The organism is Bacillus sp. sid0103 (assembly GCF_019219025.1).
On sequence record NZ_JAHUWN010000006.1, the window covers coordinates 222433 to 242124 of the forward strand.

General features: G+C 37.6%; 19 protein-coding genes. 17 read left to right on the plus strand and 2 right to left on the minus strand.

The features are described from left to right. The first annotated feature begins 109 nt into the window (after positions 1 to 109). From KW850_RS09335 to KW850_RS09370, 8 genes are all read left to right on the plus strand, one after another. Entirely contained in the window at positions 110 to 1384 is a 1275-nt protein-coding gene (locus tag KW850_RS09335) for a Zn-dependent hydrolase (RefSeq protein WP_218347284.1), read from the plus strand. A 627-nt stretch (positions 1385 to 2011) separates the two neighbouring features. Then, positions 2012 to 3133: an ABC transporter substrate-binding protein gene (locus tag KW850_RS09340; protein ID WP_256358163.1), complete on the plus strand. Its 1122-nt coding sequence runs from the start codon at positions 2012 to 2014 to the stop codon at positions 3131 to 3133. Between the two features lie 11 nt (positions 3134 to 3144). Beyond that, positions 3145 to 4011, plus strand: a complete 867-nt coding sequence (locus tag KW850_RS09345) for a branched-chain amino acid ABC transporter permease (RefSeq protein WP_218347286.1) — start codon at positions 3145 to 3147, stop codon at positions 4009 to 4011. 13 nt (positions 4012 to 4024) lie between these two features. Continuing rightward, complete coding sequence (locus KW850_RS09350; RefSeq protein ID WP_218347287.1) at positions 4025 to 5050, plus strand: branched-chain amino acid ABC transporter permease; 1026 nt, start codon at positions 4025 to 4027, stop codon at positions 5048 to 5050. After that, entirely contained in the window at positions 5040 to 5834 is a 795-nt protein-coding gene (locus KW850_RS09355; protein WP_218347288.1) for an ABC transporter ATP-binding protein, read from the plus strand. The genes KW850_RS09350 and KW850_RS09355 overlap by 11 nt, the downstream gene beginning before the upstream one ends. Then, positions 5827 to 6525 (plus strand): ABC transporter ATP-binding protein, encoded by a 699-nt coding sequence (locus KW850_RS09360; RefSeq protein WP_218347289.1) that lies wholly within the window; start codon positions 5827 to 5829, stop codon positions 6523 to 6525. Before KW850_RS09355 ends, KW850_RS09360 begins: the two co-directional genes overlap by 8 nt. Positions 6526 to 6641: 116 nt before the next feature. Then, on the plus strand, positions 6642 to 7094 hold the full coding sequence (locus KW850_RS09365; protein ID WP_218347290.1) for a RidA family protein: 453 nt from the start codon (positions 6642 to 6644) through the stop codon (positions 7092 to 7094). 238 nt (positions 7095 to 7332) lie between these two features. Beyond that, entirely contained in the window at positions 7333 to 8007 is a 675-nt protein-coding gene (locus KW850_RS09370) for a DUF1028 domain-containing protein (protein ID WP_218347291.1), read from the plus strand. 1001 nt (positions 8008 to 9008) lie between these two features. Here the strand turns inward: KW850_RS09370 and KW850_RS09375 are convergent. Together KW850_RS09375 and KW850_RS09380 are read right to left on the minus strand one after the other, a co-directional pair. Next, the gene (locus KW850_RS09375; RefSeq protein ID WP_218347292.1) at positions 9009 to 9686 is read right to left on the minus strand and encodes a YdeI/OmpD-associated family protein; all 678 of its coding nucleotides are present in this window, start codon (positions 9684 to 9686) and stop codon (positions 9009 to 9011) included. A 21-nt stretch (positions 9687 to 9707) separates the two neighbouring features. Continuing rightward, positions 9708 to 10682 carry a 2-hydroxyacid dehydrogenase gene (locus tag KW850_RS09380; RefSeq protein ID WP_218347293.1) on the minus strand — a complete coding sequence of 325 codons (975 nt, stop codon included), beginning with the start codon at positions 10680 to 10682 and terminating at the stop codon, positions 9708 to 9710. 451 nt (positions 10683 to 11133) lie between these two features. Between KW850_RS09380 and KW850_RS09385 the strand changes: the two genes are divergently transcribed. From KW850_RS09385 to KW850_RS09425, 9 genes are all read left to right on the plus strand, one after another. Beyond that, positions 11134 to 11433, plus strand: a complete 300-nt coding sequence (locus KW850_RS09385; protein WP_218347294.1) for a MerR family transcriptional regulator — start codon at positions 11134 to 11136, stop codon at positions 11431 to 11433. Positions 11434 to 11618: 185 nt separating this feature from the next. Next, a complete protein-coding gene (locus KW850_RS09390) occupies positions 11619 to 12809 on the plus strand; it encodes a MalY/PatB family protein (protein WP_218347295.1) in 1191 nt (396 codons plus the stop codon). Between the two features lie 345 nt (positions 12810 to 13154). Beyond that, positions 13155 to 13925: a transporter substrate-binding domain-containing protein gene (locus KW850_RS09395; RefSeq protein ID WP_218347296.1), complete on the plus strand. Its 771-nt coding sequence runs from the start codon at positions 13155 to 13157 to the stop codon at positions 13923 to 13925. A gap of 62 nt (positions 13926 to 13987) precedes the next feature. Further along, positions 13988 to 14632: an amino acid ABC transporter permease gene (locus KW850_RS09400; protein WP_218347297.1), complete on the plus strand. Its 645-nt coding sequence runs from the start codon at positions 13988 to 13990 to the stop codon at positions 14630 to 14632. Beyond that, positions 14629 to 15357 carry an amino acid ABC transporter ATP-binding protein gene (locus KW850_RS09405; RefSeq protein ID WP_305730285.1) on the plus strand — a complete coding sequence of 243 codons (729 nt, stop codon included), beginning with the start codon at positions 14629 to 14631 and terminating at the stop codon, positions 15355 to 15357. The genes KW850_RS09400 and KW850_RS09405 overlap by 4 nt, the downstream gene beginning before the upstream one ends. Positions 15358 to 15774: 417 nt before the next feature. Continuing rightward, positions 15775 to 16404: a DUF2238 domain-containing protein gene (locus KW850_RS09410; RefSeq protein WP_218347298.1), complete on the plus strand. Its 630-nt coding sequence runs from the start codon at positions 15775 to 15777 to the stop codon at positions 16402 to 16404. 185 nt (positions 16405 to 16589) lie between these two features. Further along, positions 16590 to 17522, plus strand: a complete 933-nt coding sequence (locus tag KW850_RS09415) for an ABC transporter ATP-binding protein (protein WP_218347299.1) — start codon at positions 16590 to 16592, stop codon at positions 17520 to 17522. Then, positions 17519 to 18619: an ABC transporter permease gene (locus KW850_RS09420; RefSeq protein WP_218347300.1), complete on the plus strand. Its 1101-nt coding sequence runs from the start codon at positions 17519 to 17521 to the stop codon at positions 18617 to 18619. The genes KW850_RS09415 and KW850_RS09420 overlap by 4 nt, the downstream gene beginning before the upstream one ends. A 24-nt stretch (positions 18620 to 18643) precedes the next feature. Continuing rightward, on the plus strand, positions 18644 to 19063 hold the full coding sequence (locus tag KW850_RS09425; protein WP_218347301.1) for a DUF6526 family protein: 420 nt from the start codon (positions 18644 to 18646) through the stop codon (positions 19061 to 19063). Positions 19064 to 19692 lie beyond the last annotated feature (629 nt).

Here is a 19692-nt window from a genome sequence, read left to right on the forward strand (position 1 = left end):
CTAATACTTGGAGCAACAATGCTGGATTTATTTCACATTGTTGCTTCGATTTATTTTTATGGTTACTAACTGGAACTGAAATAGATGGCAGGAAAGAGGGGGGCAATTTTTGAGAATCAATTTAAATCGACTATTAAGGGATATCGAGAAATATGGAGCCTACGGGAAAAATGAACATGGAGGTGTAACTAGGCCTAGTTTTTCTCCAGCAGATCATGAAGTTCGTCAATTATTTATTGAAGAAATAAAGGAAATGGGGCTAGAAGTGACCATTGATGGTGCTGCAAACATATGGGGGAAATATGAAGGTACAGGAAAAAAAGGGGGAAGCATTGTAATAGGCTCTCATTTGGATTCTGTTCCGAATGGAGGGAAATACGATGGGCCATTAGGGGTATTAATGGCGAAAGAAATTGTTAAAAGATTAATAGAATCAAATATTCGCTTAGATCATGATATCGAAATTGTCTCCTTCACTGCAGAGGAATCAAATGATTTTAATTTATCCACGTTTGGCAGCCGTTCATTTGTTGGCCGTTTAACAGCGGAAATGGTGCAAGATGTACACGATTTAAAAGGGACCCGTCTTAGTGATGAATTAATAAAGGTTAGCGGTGGCCTGGATAAATTCTCAATGATGAAAGATATGCATCGTGATAAAAAAGCTTTTATTGAACTTCATATAGAGCAGGGACAGCGCTTAGAAAATGCAAATATTCCGATGGCAGTGATTAACAGTGTTGTCGGGACGTACCGTTGTATTGTCAAAGTGAAGGGCGAGTCAAATCACTCGGGTACAACGATGATGAGGGATCGAAAAGATGCGTTGACTGCTGCCTCAGAAATGATTCTTGAAGTGGAAAGATACTGTTCGACCCGGGGAGATGTCGTCGGTACAGTCGGAAAGTTAAAAGTCAATCCGAATGCTGCCAATATTATTCCAGGTCAAATTGATTTTATCTTGGAAGTAAGAGCCGAAACATCAGAATCGATCTATCAGGCAGTTGAGGCAATTAAAGCGGTTTGGCAGGAAATTGCCACAAAAAGACAAGTGTCCATTCAACAGGAAGTATTTTTAGATCAAAAACCTGAGGTATTAGATCACGAGATTGTTACTTGCCTTGTAAACACGGCTAGCGAAATGAAAGAGCCTTTCTTAATTTTACCTAGTATGGCTGTCCATGATGCAGCCCATATGGCAAGCATTACGAAGTCGGCTATGGTTTTTGTTAAAAGTATAAATGGAAAAAGTCATTGTCCAGGTGAGTACAGCCATCCCGACGATATTGAAAAAGCAGGAAATTTAATTCTGCAGGGAATCATTAACTTAGATCGTACGCTTTCTGAATCAGAGTTTAGTATACCAATCAAAAAGACAAATTGAATTTGAATATGGTAGATCCCTTCAAATTTTTTCATTAAGGCTGTTGTAAGTAATGTAGACAGCCTTTTTCTACGATGGAAAATGGAGCAGTAGAATTATTATTTTAATAGAATGTAAACCATATATTTTTTTAATAAGTTCTAATTTTCTGTTAATGGTCGTACAAGCAGTTCTAAAAAATATGATATAGTATGTAAAAAATAAGATACTTATAAAAGTAAGAATTTTTAGAAAATTAAATTGACATTATCACTATGAATTTGTTATTTTTAATTAAAGAATAATTAAAGAAAAAATCCGTAAATAAAAAGTAAGGATATTGTTCATCCATTATTGGAAGGAGGAACCTGTGAGGAATAAATTGACAGGAAAACAAATACCTTACTTATTTTTGATCATGTCTTAATTCCATGGGAAAAATGTCATTTCCCTCACTCCTTAGAATCTGCCGCCAAAATCCATTCTAAACTTCACCGTTTATCTGTCTTTACATACACCCATAGAAAAACTTTCATCAAAAGGGAGATATGAAAATTTAAAAAAGTTTTAAAAATGTAAAAAGAAAGAGGAGGAATGAAGTTGGTATTCTCTAAAAGGTCAATTCCTAAAAAATTGGTGATGTTTTTGATGCTAGCCATATTGTTGGTTGGGTGTTCGGCAACGAATTCTTCTTCAGGAAACAGCAATTCATCTTCCAAGGGCAGCGACACAATAAAGGTTGGATTACAGGCACCAATGACTGGTGATAATGCCCAGTATGGACAGGATATGAAAAATGGAGTCGAACTTGCTTTTAAAAAGATTAATAGTGATGGAGGCATCAAAGGGAAGAAGCTTGACTTAATCGTCGGTGACGATAAAGCCACCCCGACTGAGGCTGTTGCAGTAGTGAATAAAATGATTATGAATGATGGAGTAAAGGCAATTATTGGAGGTTATAATTCATCACCAACATTAGCTGCACAGGATGTTTCAGGACCTGCGAAAGTCCTTCATTTAAACATGGGGGCCAGCCCAGACCTTTCTAAAACCGGTAACAAATATCTATTCCGCGTGATTTTAACAGGTTCCGTTTACGTTCCTGCCGTTATGAAATATATGGCAGAAGAGAAAAAGGTAACGAAAATCGCAGCACTCTTTGAAAATACAGATTATGGAATCACCATGTATGATGCAGCGAAAGCGTCAACCAAAGAATTAGGCGTAAAATTCATTGCAGCTGAGAAATATAACCCTGGTGATAAAAACTTTTCTTCTCAATTATCAAAGATTAAAACACTTAATGCAGATGCGGTAATGGTTGTCGGGCTATACAATGAAGTGGCCTTAATTGAACAGCAAGCAAAGCAGGCTGGATTAAATATTCAATTCTTCTCACCGGATGATTCTATGTATTCTGAGCAACTCATCAAATTAGGAGGGGATGCGGTAGAGAATCATATTTTTGCATCTATGATTGATTTAAATGCAGATACAGAAGAAATGAAAGAGTTTAAGAAATTAGCAGAAGAAAATGATATACCGGCACAAGCAAATACCGCTATTGCTTATGATGCAGCTATGGCATTGGCAAAGGCCCTGACTGATGGAGACGGGGACTCTGATAAATCACGTGACGCATTAGCGAACCTCGATTTTCAAGGTATTACTGGTCCGATTAAGTTTGACAAAAACGGTGACCGTTCCAACACACCAATGATTATGCAAGTGCAAAAAGGTAACTTCGTGGTTATAAAAGATTCAGAATAGGGTGATTACTTGTGTTCATTGATCAACTCATAAATGGAATAGTCCTCGGCAGTATATATGCATTAATGGCAATCGGATACACCATGGTATGGAATGTTTTACGTTTTATTAATTTTGCACATGGTGAGGTTTATATGGGAGGGGCATTCGTGTCCCTTTATCTTCTTTTATTGGATACTCCAATCTGGATCGCCTATCTTGGGGGAGTGTGCGCAGGAGCTTTACTTGGTTATTTAATGGAAAAAATGGTTTATATGAGGATGAGAAATGCACCCAAATTAAATCTGCTGATTGCAGCGATAGGAATATCGATTGTTCTCCAAAATTTAGCTCAATATATTTGGGGGGCGACACCAGAGCGACTAACCTCCCCCTTTTTATCAAAAAACATTACTGTTGGAGATATGCTGATCAATCAACATTATATCTTTATCATAATCTTGACCATCCTTGTCATGATTGTTTTGGAGTTATTTATTAATCGAACACTTATGGGGAAAGCAGTTCAAGCAGCCTCACAGAATATAAAAGCAACACAACTAATGGGGATTAATGCAAATAAGATTATATCAATCACGTTTGCTATTGGATCAGCGGTTGGTGCGCTCGCAGGTATTTTAGTAGGACCCGTATTCTTAGTATATCCAACAATGGGGGTATTTGCAGGATTAAAAGGATTTACAGCTTCCGTAATGGGCGGCATGGGAAATATTCCTGGCGCCATGATTGCGGGGTTATTACTTGGAGTCATTGAAAGCTTTGCGGCTGGATTTATCTCCTCCGGTTATCGTGATGCAGTCGCAATGGTGATATTGTTATTTATTTTATTAGTTCGTCCGCAAGGAATATTCGGAAAAATTATCCAACAAAAAGTGTAAGGGAGGAGATGAAATGGATCACATCAAAAAGCCGGCTATCCGAAAAATCGTGCTTATATTTGGGGGGATTGCATTATTTCTTCTTCCGCTTGGAATTGTAAATACGTACTTTATGTATGTTATAAATTTAATTTTAATTTATGCCATTCTAGCTTTAGGCCTCGATTTAATTGTAGGTTATACGGGTCAAGTTTCTGTCGGTCATGGAGCATTCTTTGGAATTGGTGCCTATGTAGCTGCGATTCTTGCTAAAAATCTAGGGTTTTCATTTTGGTTAACACTTCCTTTTTCGATTATCATCACTGCGATAATTGGGTTCATCATTGGATTTATTGGTTTGAAATTAATCGAAGAATATTTGGTAATGGCAACACTCGCGTTTGGAACAATTATCTGGCTAGTTTTTTTAAACTGGACGGACTTAACGGGAGGTCCAATGGGGATTGCAGGAATTTCTGCTCCTCCCACGATAACATTGGGAGGTTTGCAATTTCCGTTTATACAATACCACGACTACTACCCATTGCTATTAATCTTTGTATATCTAGGTATCTTAATAACGAGATTAATAATCAAGTCCGGGTTTGGCCGTGCATGCAAAGCCATCCGTGATGATGAACTTGCGGCACAAGCGATGGGAATTCCAGTTTTTAAAACAAAAGTGATTATGTTTACTATTTCGTCCGCATTCTGTGGTGCTGCCGGTGCTTTATATGCCCATTTTCTTCATGTGGTCAGTCCTGAAACCTTTGCCTTCGGTATGTCTGTGACTATTTTAACGATGGTCATGATCGGCGGACAAGGATCGATTGCAGGATCGATTATTGGAGCGGCGATTCTCACCGTTTCTTCCGAGGCATTAAGGGAAACACCTGAATTAAGAATGTTAATTTATGGTTTTCTAATCGTCATTATGATCATGTTTTTTCCAAAAGGAATCATGGGATTGTTTCAACTATCAAAGCGCCGTATGCTAAAGAAAAGTCTACAAATTGAAAAAAACGTTATTGAGAAAGAGGGGTTGAGTTATGAGCAGTAAGTTTGTTGATGATTCAGCCATCTTAACCGTCAAATCTCTCTCTAAATCCTTTGGGGGCGTTAAGGCAGTTAACAATTTATCGTTTTCTGTAAAGCATAATACTATCCATGCGATCATCGGTCCAAATGGGGCTGGGAAAAGTACACTTTTTAATTTGATTACGGGTGTCATTACTCCTGATGAAGGGGAGATTCAGTTATTGAATCAAAATATTACCTCGTTGAGACCTGATAAAATCGCGGAGCAAGGGGTTTCACGAACCTTCCAAAATATTAGACTATTTCCGGATATGACCGTTTTTGAAACGGTACTAATTGGGACCTATCTGCTGACAGGTGGAAAATTACTGCCTGCAGTATTCCGTACTAAACGATTCCGTAACAAGGAAAGAGAAGCAAAAGAACGAATTGCAGAAATTTTAAAATTCGTGGGGCTATGGGATATGCGCCATGAGTATGCTGCGCGGTTATCCTATGGAAATCAAAGACGGGTAGAAATTGCCCGTGCTTTAGCAACAAATCCGCGTTTATTATTACTTGATGAACCGACTGCTGGAATGAATCAGAATGAAACAAAAGAGCTGAAGCAACTATTTTCACAGGTTAATAATCAAGGTATCACCATTTTAATTATTGCTCACGACATGCATCTTGTGAATACGTTATCCGACCAAATTACAGTGATTAATTTTGGAGAAAAGTTGGTTGAAGGTCCTCCTGAAATGATTCAGAGTCATCCAGCGGTATTGGAAGCCTATATGGGGAGGGCTGAAGCCAATGCTTAAGGTTGAAAATGTTAGTACCTATTATGGTCAAATATGCGCATTAGACAATGTAAGTTTGATGGTAGAGGAGAAGGAAGCTGTTTCGGTGATCGGTGCCAATGGTGCAGGAAAAAGCACTCTCTTAAAAACTATTATCGGCGAACTCCGCCCCAAAAGCGGGAATATTGTACTTTCTGGTCAATCTATCATTAAAGAAAAAACGTTTAAGCTTGTCAGCCGTGGTATGACACTTGTACCTGAAGGCCGCCATGTCTTTCCGTTACTATCTGTGTGGGATAATTTGCTGTTAGGCGGTTATACACTTTCTGCTAAAGAACGTCAGCAGAGAGCTCTGGAAGTAACAGAGCCGTTTCCCATCCTCCGCGAGAGGAAAGATCAACTTGCTGGCTTACTTTCCGGAGGTGAGCAGCAAATGTTGGCCATTGCCCGTGCTATGATGACAAAGCCTAAGCTTTTATTACTAGATGAGCCTTCTATGGGTTTGTCCCCGAAACTAGTATATGAGGTATATGACAAAATTATGGATTTATATCGGCAGGGTACGACCATTTTATTAGTGGATCAAAATGCAGAAATGGCCATCGACTTTTGCAGTCGAGGTTATGTACTGATGGCAGGACGGTTAGTAGGTCAAGGGACGCAAAAAGAACTAAAGGAAAGCGAACTTGTCCAGCGTTCCTATCTAGGATAATTGGGCGAGTAGTGGTATGTTTCAAGATTTCTAGAATAAATATAATTGTGAATTTTGAGAATAATTAAGGAGAAATTCCTTAAATATAAAATTCTACCTTAGGGAGGAAAAAATATATGTCAATACATGGTGAGGCCAAAAAAGTAGAGATTCAGAGATTTAGAAAGTTTAAAACAGAACAGTTTTATCCTAAAAATTTAGGAAAACAGGAACACCACATCGTCAATGAGTTGAGTATGGCAGTTAGAGCAGGAAATCGTATTTTTTTAAGAGGTCAAACAGGCTTTGACTTAGATGGAAACTTTCACGGAATTGGTGATGTAGAAGCTCAGGCAGAAATGGCATGTACCTGTGTAAAGCAATTGATTGAAGAGGCTGGGGGCACCATACAGGATATATGTAAAATTACGGTGTATTTGATGAATCGTGAAGATCGCAGTAAGGTGTATCCTGTTATTGGCAAACATTTTAAGGATGTGTATCCATGTAGTACTGGATTGTTAGTCAGCGGCTTTGCGTTGCCGGAAATGCTGATGGAGATTGATGTTGAGGCTGTTATCAGCGAGTAAGGGTTTCTTTTAATAAGGCTATTTTCGCATAGAATGTTGTTTTTCGTATAAGTTAATCAACCCGTATAACTAGATGCTTCGTGGCATCTTTTCTTAGGAACATTTGCGAAAATTGCCTAGAAACATGGTACATGATCCTTATTAAGATCCAAAAGCAACAAAGTTTACGAAAAGAGCCTTTAATAAAATAGAAAGTAATTTCTTGAATGAAATTATTTTCAGCAAGGGGGGGAATGTAATGACATTTTCGGTAGCAGGTCGCTGTTCAGCCACGGGTGCGTTCGGTGTCATTGTTACATCCAGCAGTCCATCCGTTGGGGCAAGGTGCCCATGGGCAAAAACGGATGTAGGTGCCATATTAACACAAAATGTAACGGACCCGAGATTAGCTGCAATTGGATTTTCAGTGTTGGAAAACGGCTTTGATGCGCAATCGGCTATTCGCGCGATGAAGGAGGCATCACCTTATCCAGAGTTTCGCCAAATCGCAGTAGTCGATTCAAAAGGAAACTCGGCTGCCTTTACTGGAAGCAAGGCGCTGGGGGTTCATGGAGAATTTTGTGATAAAAATGTTGCCTGTATCGGTAATCTGCTCAGTGATTGCACAATCCCGGAAGCTATGGGCAGAGAATTTTTACGGACAGAAGGAAAGTCCTTGACAGATCGATTAATTTTGGCGATAGAAAAAGGCTTCCAAATGGGGGGAGAGCTCGACCAGGAGCATTCGATCGGACTTCTGGTATTCACTGATGAACCATTCCCTTTTGTTGACTTACGAGTTGATTATAGTGATAATCCTCTTCAGGATTTAAAAAAATTATGGGAATTATACAAACCACAGGCTAATGATTATAAGGTAAGAGCAGTTGTGCCTGAATTGGCTCCTTCTTATGGGGTTAAAGGGGACGAGTAAAAGTGTACTATTGAGAAACCTAACAATAATACACGGGGAAAATGCTTTGAAACTTGTGTGTTATTATCTTATTAAAGAGAATACAATCGGAGATTAAACTTTTTAAGTCCAGAATCCATAGTTGTGGGTTCTATTTTTTTTGAAACATGATCACCATCCATTTTCTTGTGGGCACTATATAAATGTAAATAAATAGAAGCAGATGGGAGATGACGGTAAGAAAATGATAAGACCGCCTTGTTAATCAATTCAAGTAAACATCCGGCCGCCTCCTTAATGGTTGTAAGTGCAAATTACAATTATTAAGGAGGAAACAGGTTGGATTTTTATAAAAATGATTCGAAAATGTATTTTATTATATTCTTTCATAATCTAATTCCTGCCTATGTAATTGAACGGGATAGGGAGTTAACTGGCGGATAAGGTGAGTTAACTGGCGGATAGGTTGAGTTAACTGGCGGATAAGGTGAGTTAACTGGCGGATAAGGTGAGTTAACTGGCGGATAGGGAGTTAACTGGCGGATAAGGTGAGTTAACTGGCGGATAAGGTGAGTTAACTGGCGGATAAGCGGCATTTACTCGCGCGAGTACTATTTACTCGATAAAGTTCACTTTTTTCTGATGATTTAGCAGGATTTTGTCTATGATTCCAGAATATTCGTGCTAGACATCAAATGTTGGAAACAATAATAATATTATGTAAACTAATATAAATACCATACAAAACCAACACCCTTCAGTTGAGGCCTAGTTCCTTTTAATGGTAAAGTAAATCTATCATTACCAAAAAGGAGTAACTGGAATGAAACATGAGCTTGTCATTGGGGGCACTGGAATGTTAGCTAGTGTCTCTATGTGGTAGGTAAATGACGGTTTTCATGTCTCGGTTATTGGTCGTGACCCTGTTCGAATGAGCCGCTTAGTATCAAAGAAGTCCTCGAGCATGATGCTCGGCCACACTAATAACAAAAACCCCCTTCACTTAAAAGAAGGGGGTACGTTTATTTTTGTTGCCTTCGATATAAATCCATTGATTTATAGCCATCGCCAAGAACTGTGTCCATTTCTAACAAGCGCTTTTCTTGGGTTTCTTTTCGTTTCGCACTGTACACATAGCGGGCCCAATCCTTTTGATAACCAAACGTTAATTGATTATATATGTCTAATAAATCTTCATTTTTGCTTAAATACTGTTTAATATCGTCCACATGAACAATATAGTCGTCCACACATTGACTAGCCTTACTGCTATCAGCCTTTTTTGCCTTTTTAGGGGCTGATTTCAACCCAACCACGGTAAACACATCGTTTAAACTGACCATTCTCGAAAACTTAATGTCACTTCCAAGTGTATAGCCTTCTTCATCCATTGCTACAGCCTCAAACAAACTGTCTCGTTCTATGTATTCTTTATATTTTGGATTATTCTTTTTTGGATAGGCAAAATAGACATAACCATTTTTCTCGAGTAATTGGTTATCAATTATTGACTGAAGCTGCCGTGCAAATTCTTCTAAACTAAATACAAAAATAAAGATCAGATCATATTTTTCATTTTTAAGAGCTGATTCATAATCTAATCCATTCAATTCATCCAATTCTTCCGGTTTGTTTAGAACCAATTTCCGCTGATATTTATTCAAATTAAGTTTTTCGACAATGGTTTTCGGTGAATTCATAGTACAATCTCCTTTGTAAAATTAATGCAATACCTCAGGATTAACAAGGTTCTTAGGGCGCATACCAGATAATCCTGCTACTAAATTCTCGACAGCAAGTTTGGCCATTTTTAGTTCCGTTTCGTGGGTAGATGATCCAATATGAGGGGTCGTCACGACATTCGGAAATTGCAGCAGAGGATGATTCACACCGACCGGTTCATTTTGGAACACATCTAATGCCGCTCCATGGATTTTCTGCGTTAGTAATGCTTCAATTAGTGCCTGTTCATCGACTGTTTTTCCACGCGAACCATTGACAAATATGGCCGATTTTTTCATCAATTTAAATTCTCGTTCCCCCATTAAATTCTCGGTTTGAGGTGTGAGCGGAGTCATTAAACAAACAAAATCGGATTCCTTTAGTAAGGTATCAAGTGAACAATAGACAGCATTATATTTTTCCTCAACCTCATGGTTAGGGGTTCGATTATGATAAAGAATATCCATGTCAAAACCAAAATGCCCACGTTTCGCAATTAATGAGCCAATTTTACCCATTCCAATAATGCCTAACGTTTTATGGTGAACATCGATGGCATATTCTTTTCTGGTTAAATGCTGCTTCCAATTTCCTGTTTTGACGAATTGGTCCAACTCCGGGATGCGTCTTGCCGCAGCAAGCAGTATGCCGAAAATCGCATCGGCCGTGGTATCCTCAAGTACGCCTGGAGTGTTTGTTCCCATTACGCCGCGCTTGGTCATCTCCTCAAGGGATAGATTATTAAATCCTGTTGAGTTATTGGAAACAATTTTTAAATTTGGAGCACGATCCAACAATTCTTTATCAACGGGGAGCGCGAGACCAACAATTCCTTCCGCCTCCGTTAGAGCTTGCAAAAAAGCCGGGTCTGTTTTGGGATTGATTTTTTCAAAAATTTCGACGTTAAATTGGTCTCTAAAACGATCTAGTGTTTCAGAGAATTCAAAGTTGTAGGCAAGTATTTTTCTTTTCATAAGGGAATGAGTCCTTCTCCTTCTGTATGTATGAATATATCTCTAAAGTGACATACAATTTTTAAAGAGTCAACCATATAAAATGCGAACTATGTTTGCTGCACCCACATCTGGTGAAATTTTTTTGTATTTTTTAAATTATAGTAGAATATAAAAAAAGAAGATTTTTAGTAAGCGTTTTCTAAATTTCTCATTATTATTCCCTTTTGTATAAAAAACGTAATTGCAAGGTTTTTTCAGCAAAAATGAAGGGAAGTCTTGAATTCGCTTACATTCTTGACGATTACTTTTATTAGGATAATAGTTGTGTTAACTTTAAATGAAAATTTTTGTAGGAAAGGAATTTATTGTTTTAGTTTATTACATGTTATGTTAGAATATATAACATCAGTTATTATTATAAAATTCACACTTTTTAAAATAAACCAAAATAAATAGGGCAGGTGGTATCTTGGGCAACGAAAATCCATCCTATCGTGATCAAAAGGTCATCACAATAGGAATTGTGATGGAATTAACAGGTCTATCCAGCAGGCAAATCCATTATTATGAAACACGAAAGCTTATTTTTCCTGACAGGACTCCAAATGGGACGCGCAAGTATTCATTTGCGGATATTGAAAGACTCATAGAAATTGCTGAAAAAATAGAAGAAGGCGTACAAACACATGAAATTCGCAGAGATCTAGCGAAAAAGGAAAAGCATAAGATGATTATTGGTCAAATCAATTCTCATTTTAAAATGAAATGATAAGGTTTTGGCAGTAATAAACACGCAGGATGGAGCAAGGCTAACAGGCCTGGCTCTTTTTTCTTATCAGAGGAAACATTTAGATGAATGTTTCTTTCAAATTTTTAATCACTTCGCATTATCGCTATAATTAGATATAGCCAATAAATTATTAACAGAAATAAGACGAGGAAAGGTGGATGTAAATGAAGTATAACTTTGATGAATTGGTTAATCGCAGGGGAACTTATTCAATTAAGTGGGATGGAGGAGAGTTAATTAAACAGATTGGTCTGACTGATCGCTATGATGAAGAGACCATCCCGTTGTTTACAGCAGATATGGATTTACCTGTACCCCAGCCGTTAGTAGATGCCTTACATAAGACAGTCGATCATAGGATTTTCGGTTATACCATTTTTCCAAAAGAATATTTTGAAGCCATTCAGCATTGGTTTAAAAAGAGACATGATTGGGATTTCGCGCAGGAAGAAATTAGCTTTAGCCCCGGAACGGTTCATGCCTTAAATGTTGCTGTCAAAGCATTAACCAACCCAGGTGATGGCATTATTATCCAACGCCCAGTGTATCCGCCATTTACTTCGGCGATTCAATCGAACGGAAGAAAAGTTGTAAATAGTCCACTAAAAGCCAATAGTGAAGGCTATTTTCAAATTGATTTTGACGATTTTGAAGCGAAGGCAAAAGAAGAAACGACGAAAATGTTCATTTTATGTAATCCTCATAATCCAACTGGAAGAGTGTTTACTCAGGAGGAATTAAGAAGATTAGCCGATATTTGTGCACAACATGATGTCCTTATCGTTGCGGATGAAATCCACGGCGATTTAATTCGCCGCAATCAGACCTTTACTCCAATCGCCAAAGTTTCCGAACATCGTGATCGGATTATTACTTTTACAGCGATTAATAAGACATTCAATGTCGCTGGACTTCATTGTACGAATGTGATTATCTCAAATCCAGAACTTCGCAATACCTATAATAAGGTGATGGGGATGCACTTGCCCTCACCCTTTACCGTTTCTGCACTGATTGCCGTCTATAATGAAGGAGAAGATTGGTTAGAGCAACTGAAGGACTATATTGATGGGACAATGGAATGGGCTGTCCAATTTTTAGCGGAGAAAATGCCGAAAGTTAAAGTGAGGATCCCAGAGGGGACCTATATTATGTGGATGGATTTTAGCGGTTATGGGCTCTCGCCGGAAGAAATCCATGATCGGATTTACAATAAAGCGAATGTTCTTCTTGAAGATGGGAAGATGTTTGGCAAAGAAGGGGTACAGTGGCAAAGAATTTGTATCCCGTCACCAAGACCACTCATCCAGGAAGCGTTTGAAAGAATTGCAAGAGAATTTGAAGATGTCAATTAATGGGTGGAATATAGACAAAAACGCTTGGAACTTACCTTTCAAGCGGTTTTGTTTTGTGAAAAAAAGTGAGGGCAAGTTATAGGATTTTTAAATATTGAAATACAAATTAATTAAAAAAAGAAAAATAAATTTTTCATTAAGTGCAGGCTTACGTAAGTATGAATAAAGAAAGGACTAGAAATCACAAACAACAAAATTATATTATTATATTTTTATAGTTAATTTTTTTGTATATTCATATAGTTTAATTCTTTTTTTTTGTTAACTATGTGTGCTATATTAGATAAGTAAATTCACTATATTCAGCAAGTGGAGAACAATCTGATAATTAAAGGGGAGAATGAAATGAAGAAATTAGGTCTATTAAGTTTGTTATTAATCCTTTCTATCTTTATCGCTGCTTGTGGAAGCAAAGAAACAGCAGGCGAGAAAGAAAAAGGTGGAAAAGTATATAAAGTCGGTGTTGATACCACTTATCCGCCGTTTGAATTTAAAGAAGGTAACGAGTATAAGGGAATTGATATCGAATTAATCAATGCAATAGCGAAAAACCAAGGCATTAAAATCGAACTTTCACCAATGGATTTCGGTGGAATTATTCCAGCAATGCAAGCAAATCAGCTAGATGTGGCCATTGCAGGAATGAGTATTACGGATGATAGAAAAAAGGTAGTAGATTTCTCAACACCATATTTTGATGCTGGGTTAACAGTCGTTGTTAAAAAAGATAATTCTAGTATTAAATCAGTAGATGACCTTAAAGGAAAAAAGGTTGCAGTTAAAAAAGGAACAACTGGTGCTAAATATGCACAAGATAATGCTGCAAAATTAGGGATTACCGTTACTCAATTTAATGATAGCCCTGCCATGTTCCAAGAGGTAGCTAACGGAAATGCAGATGCTCTTATTGAAGATTATCCTGTAATTTCGTATGCAATTGCCCAAAAAGACCTTGGATTAAAAATCGTGGGCGATCGCTTAAATGGAGATCAATATGGAATTGCTGTACTAAAAGGACAAAACGCGGATATTTTGAAAAAAATTAACAAAGGCCTTGATGAGTTAAAGAAAGATGGAACGTATGATAAAATTATTAAATCGTATCTAGGTGAATAGAGAATATGTGATGATTAGGCGCGCTTAATGCGCGCTTTCTTTTTTGAAAGGGGATGAACAAGATGGATATTATTTCTGCAGCATTGCCAATGTTATTAAAAGGGCTTCAAGTAACCCTATATATATTTGTAATTGCCATTATTCTAGGTTTTTTAATTGGTTTAGTAATAGCGTTATTGCGATTAGCACCAATCAAGTTCTTAAACTGGATTGCTAAGGTTTATGTTGATGCCATTCGTGGGACACCATTTATTGTACAATTGTTTTTTATCTATTTCGGTGTAAACTCTCTCCAATTGGTTTCCTTAAACAGCACAACCGCTGGGATCATCACTGTTGCCATAAATGCGGGGGCCTATTTTGCTGAGATTATCAGAGCGGGAATTCAATCGATTGATAAAGGACAGACTGAAGCAGCGAGATCGATTGGTTTTACAGGCGCACAAACCATGAGATATGTGGTGCTTCCACAGGCCTTTAGAAGAATGCTACCTACAATTACAAACCAATCAATTATAAGTTTAAAGGATACGTCTCTTTTATCTGTTATTGGGATTGCAGATTTAACTCAGCAAGGACAAATTCAAGCCTCTGCCACCTTCGAAGCATTTAAGATTTGGCTGGCTGTAGGAATCATTTATTTTATTATTATTTATTTATTAACACTGCTTGCTAATTTCATAGAAAGGAGGATTCAGATTAGATGAGCATGATCACTGTTAAAAACCTAAGAAAATCGTTTGGTAAGGTAGAGGTATTAAAAGATATCAATGCAGAAATAAAAGAAAAAGAGGTAGTTTGCGTTATTGGTCCTTCTGGCTCAGGAAAGAGTACGTTCCTTCGCTGTTTAAATCGCCTTGAAGAAATTTCAGGTGGAGAGGTAGTCATTAACGGACAGGATATAACAGACCCAAAAATCAATATAAACAAAGTTAGACAAGAAGTAGGAATGGTGTTTCAGCAATTTAATCTATTTCCTCATAAAACTGTTTTAGAGAACATCACCATGGGACCTATTAAAATTCACGGGATTGATAAAGCAGCAGCTGAAAAATTGGCATTTGAGCTATTAGACAAAGTAGGTCTTAGAGAAAAAGCGAATAGCTTTCCTGGAGAACTATCTGGGGGGCAAAAACAGAGGGTTGCGATTGCCAGGGCATTAGCCATGAATCCAAAAATTATGCTATTTGACGAGCCGACATCTGCACTTGACCCTGAAATGGTTGGTGATGTTTTAGAAGTTATGAAACAGCTTGCTATAGAAGGTATGACAATGGTTGTGGTTACCCATGAAATGGGTTTTGCCAGGGAAGTCGGCGATCGGGTCATCTTCATGGACGGAGGTTACATTGTTGAAGAAAATAAACCGAATGAGTTATTCAGTAACCCTCAGCACGAACGAACCCAAGCGTTCTTAAGCAAGGTACTTTAAACTACAACATGGTTTCCTACCTGAATAAGGAAAACATGTTAGCAAATTACCTGTTAATATATTTTATTATTTGAGGCGTAGCATATTCAAGCCATTAAATACTAGAGTTTAAATGACTCTAGTATTTGATGGCTTATTTTTATTTACTATTTTAGTGGTCCTTGTTGGAGAGGATACCTGTGATGTTGGAAAAATACCTGCGATTTATATATTCCTATTTCGTTCTCCTCCTAGATAACTCCATTGATTTAAAACCCACCGCTTTTGATATTTATTTTGAACAGAAATTTAAAAAGCTATGTTGTTTAATAACAGTTAGGATGGACAACCTATAAAAGTTATTTTTTCATTTTGCAACGGAGAGCAAGTTAGTTAGTTTTTAACTTTACAACTGTAATATCATTAGGAGTGAGTTAAGTGATAAGAGATAAAAGTGCTTACTTTCATTTACTACTTATCTTGATTGTAATTGCCGTTTTTAGTTGGTCAATCTATAAGCCAGCAGGATATTTAATATGGGCGATGGAAGTAGTTCCTGCCATTGTAATATGTATGATTGTACTTTTTACCTATAATAAGTTTCGTCTTACTTCGCTAGCCTATCTCATAATTGCCATTCTTTCGATTCTTACCTTCATTGGTGGTCATTATACTTACTCAAAGGTTCCACTTTTTACTTGGATAAAAGATTATTTTGAATTAAATCGAAACCACTATGACCGCTTTGGGCATTTCTTAAAAGGATTGTTTGCCATTGTAATAAGAGAAGTATTAATCCGAAAAAGAGTGACTAAAAAAGGTCCTTGGTTAATTTCGGTGATATTAAGTTTTTCACTCGCAATTGGAGCTATGTATGAAATAATCGAATGGTTATCGACTAAATTAACAAAGAACAGAAAGACTTCCACTGAGTTTTTAGGAGCACAAGGTGATATTTGGGATGCACAGTGGGATATGTTTTTAACCTTTATTGGTTCTATCCTCGCCTTACTCATATTATCAAAAGTACATAACAGGCTATTAGAAAAAATTAAGGGATTGAAATAAAAAAAGGAAGAAGGATTATTTTGTAATTCTTGTACTAGTTATTTAAGCCATTCTTTATTTTGTAGACGTAACACATTTGTAATGGTAAGGTTTTCCTATGGAGGAAAGTATTTTAACAATAAATTGGGTTAACAGGAAGGACTGACCATTCTATTCAATTCTAATTGAGAGGAGGAAGCACCTACATGAATTTTTCTCAAGATACTATTATTGATGTAAAAGGACTTGTAAAGAACTATGGATCATTTAAAGCGGTGAGTGGTGTCCATTTTCAAGTACGAAAGGGTGAGATATTCGGTCTCTTGGGTCCTAATGGCGCAGGGAAAACGACTACGCTTGAAATGCTGGTAGGCCTGCGTAAACCAGATGAAGGAACAGCCATAATTGGTTCACACGATATCTTACGTGAGCTTTCAAAAATAAAGGAAATCATCGGGGTACAGTTACAATCAACTTCGCTTTTTGAACTGCTGACTGTTGAGGAAATTCTGCAAATGTACGCAAGCTTTTATCCATCACATATTTCTATTTCTCAACTCATAGAAGATGTGTTGCTTACTGAGAAAAGCAAAAGCCGAATAAAAGGTCTTTCAGGTGGTCAAAAGCAGCGTTTAGCGATTGCTCTAGCATTGGTTCACGATCCACAGGTTGTTTTCTTAGATGAACCGACCACGGGTTTAGATCCTCAAGCTAGACGATCATTATGGGATATTGTTCTTCAATTGAAAAATAAAGGCAAAACAATCGTGTTAACCACTCATTACATGGATGAAGCACACAATCTATGCGATCGAATTGCCATCATGGATCAAGGGGAACTGATTGCTTTGGATGCCCCTACTCAATTAGTGAAAAGTCTCCAGTCAGATAGCGCCTTAGAGTTTAGAGTCTTAGAACAAGTAGACTTCATTGATTTCTCTAGTATTGACTGTGTAAAGAAAGTTGGAAATCAAACAGATATCCATGTACTTTATACGGATCATTTACAGAACACATTGACAAGCTTAATCCAATTTGCAACTGAAAACAATCTGCAAATAATTGATCTGCAAACAAGGACAGCGACACTAGAAGATGTATTTATTCACATGACGGGAAGGAGATTAAGAGAAGCATGAAAGCTTACTGGCAGTTAACTCTCGCACAGCTGCGCATTTTTCTACGGAATCGCCAGGTGCTGATGTGGACTTTGATCTTCCCGATCCTCCTCATGACCATGCTAGGTTTATTTTTAGGTAAAGGAAATGGACTATCCCTGTCAATCGGACTGATTGATGAAGATCACACAACGTTTTCAAGTGAGTTTGTAAAAGCTCTTAAAAAAAATGAAGCAATTCATCTAGAGATGAGAAAAGATGAAGAGTCAGCACAAACCAGTTTGAAAAATGGTGATTTACAACTTGTCGTCCTCATTCCTAAAGGCTATGAATCTAGTTTGAAAAATAGTGGATCACAAGTAAAGCCATTCAACATCCCGGTTTATTTTAATGATACGAATTTTGCTGTTTCACAGGTAGGCTTAGCTCTTGTTAATGGAGTAATCGATGAAATTAGTAAACGTATTGTTTCTTATGAGCCAGTCGTTGTGATGGATTCGCACGGAATACAAGCTCTTCAATTGCAATATATTGATTTCTTGGTACCCGGTATTGTTGCTATGATGATTATGAGTAATAACATGAATGGGGTAGCTGGTCAAATAGCAGCATGGAGAGAGCGTGGGATTTTACGCAGGATGCAGGGGACTACCCTCAAAGCCTCTACTTTCATAGCAGCACAAATTACAGCTAGGTTGGTAATGAATGGATTGCAAGCGCTGATAGTATTACTAGTTGCCCATCTCTTATTTGGCGTTGAAGTCCGCGGTTCTTGGTTTACCTTGATATGTTTTATAGTTCTTGGAACACTAGCTTTTATGGCAATCGGGTTCATCATTGCGGGAATTGCAAAAACACCTGAAAGTGCCGCACCGATCGCAGGTGTGCTATCATTCCCAATGTTATTTTTAGGGGGAGTTTTCTTCCCAATAAAAAATATGCCGGAGTTTCTTCAACCTATCGTAAAGATCCTGCCGATTTCACATTTAAGCACGGCATTGCGAGAAATCATGAATGTTGGGGCAAGCTGGACGAGTTTGGGGATGGAAACAGCTATTTTAGGCGGTTGGCTAATTGCTGCATTTGTGATAGCTAGTTATACATTTAAATGGGAGTAAAAAAACAATATAGGAGGAAAAACAATGAATCAAAATTACCAGAATCACCGTAGATTTCACCCATTGTTTCATTATATCTTATCGCTCTTATTATTACTTACATTGGTAGGTGCTATTTGGTTAATTATTAGAAACGGAATTAGTCTATCTGCCATCCTTTTTTTAGCCATCGTTTTTATCTTGGCCATCATGTTTTTATTAATTAGACAGTATCCTTTAAAAGCACAGGACCGAGCGATACGAGCAGAAGAAAATCTTCGCCATTATGTTTTGACAGGAAAATTACTTGATGCCAGACTTACAATGGGTCAAATTATAGCTCTCAGGTTTGCTAGTGATGATGAATTACCGGAACTAAGCGAAAAGGCAGTTTCACAAAATTTAAGCCCAGATGAAATTAAGAAACAGATTACTAATTGGAAAGCAGATTATTATAGAGTGTAATATTAGCAAAAACCTACTCTCCAATTGGATAGAGATTTTAATTTTCATGTTAAAAGCAGTGTGATTTGGTGAAATTGATGTGCCCCCCGGGTATCTGGATCATGAGATATTGAATGGTTCTTCCTATTCTGTTAATCGCGTGAAAGAGACGGACATTCTAACTTCTATTAAACTTCCAGAAGGGATTGTGTTGATGTAAAAGGTGGTTAAACGCCCGAAAACAGTTTTAGGGAAGAGTTACGGTAAGAAAGAGGCCTCTTAAATTCCCAAAGATCGGATTCACAAAGGATTCGGGTAAGAAAGAGGCCTCTTAAATTCCCATAGATCTGATTCACAAAGGATTCGGGTAAGAAAGAGGCCTCTTAAATTCCCAAAGATCGGATTCGCAAAGGATTCGGGTAAGAAAGAGGCCTCTTAAATTCCCAAAGATCGGATTCGCAAAGGGTTCGGGTAAAAAAGAGAGCCTCTTATTTCCCGAAATCTGTTCTCCAAGGTGGATACGGTAAGAAAGAGTCCTCTTAAATGCCCGAAAGCTGATTTCGCATGGGGATACGGTAAGTAAGAGAGTTCTTTAGTGCCCGAAACCCTGATTAATTAATGAAACGGTCACTATGAGGTCGTTCCCAAAA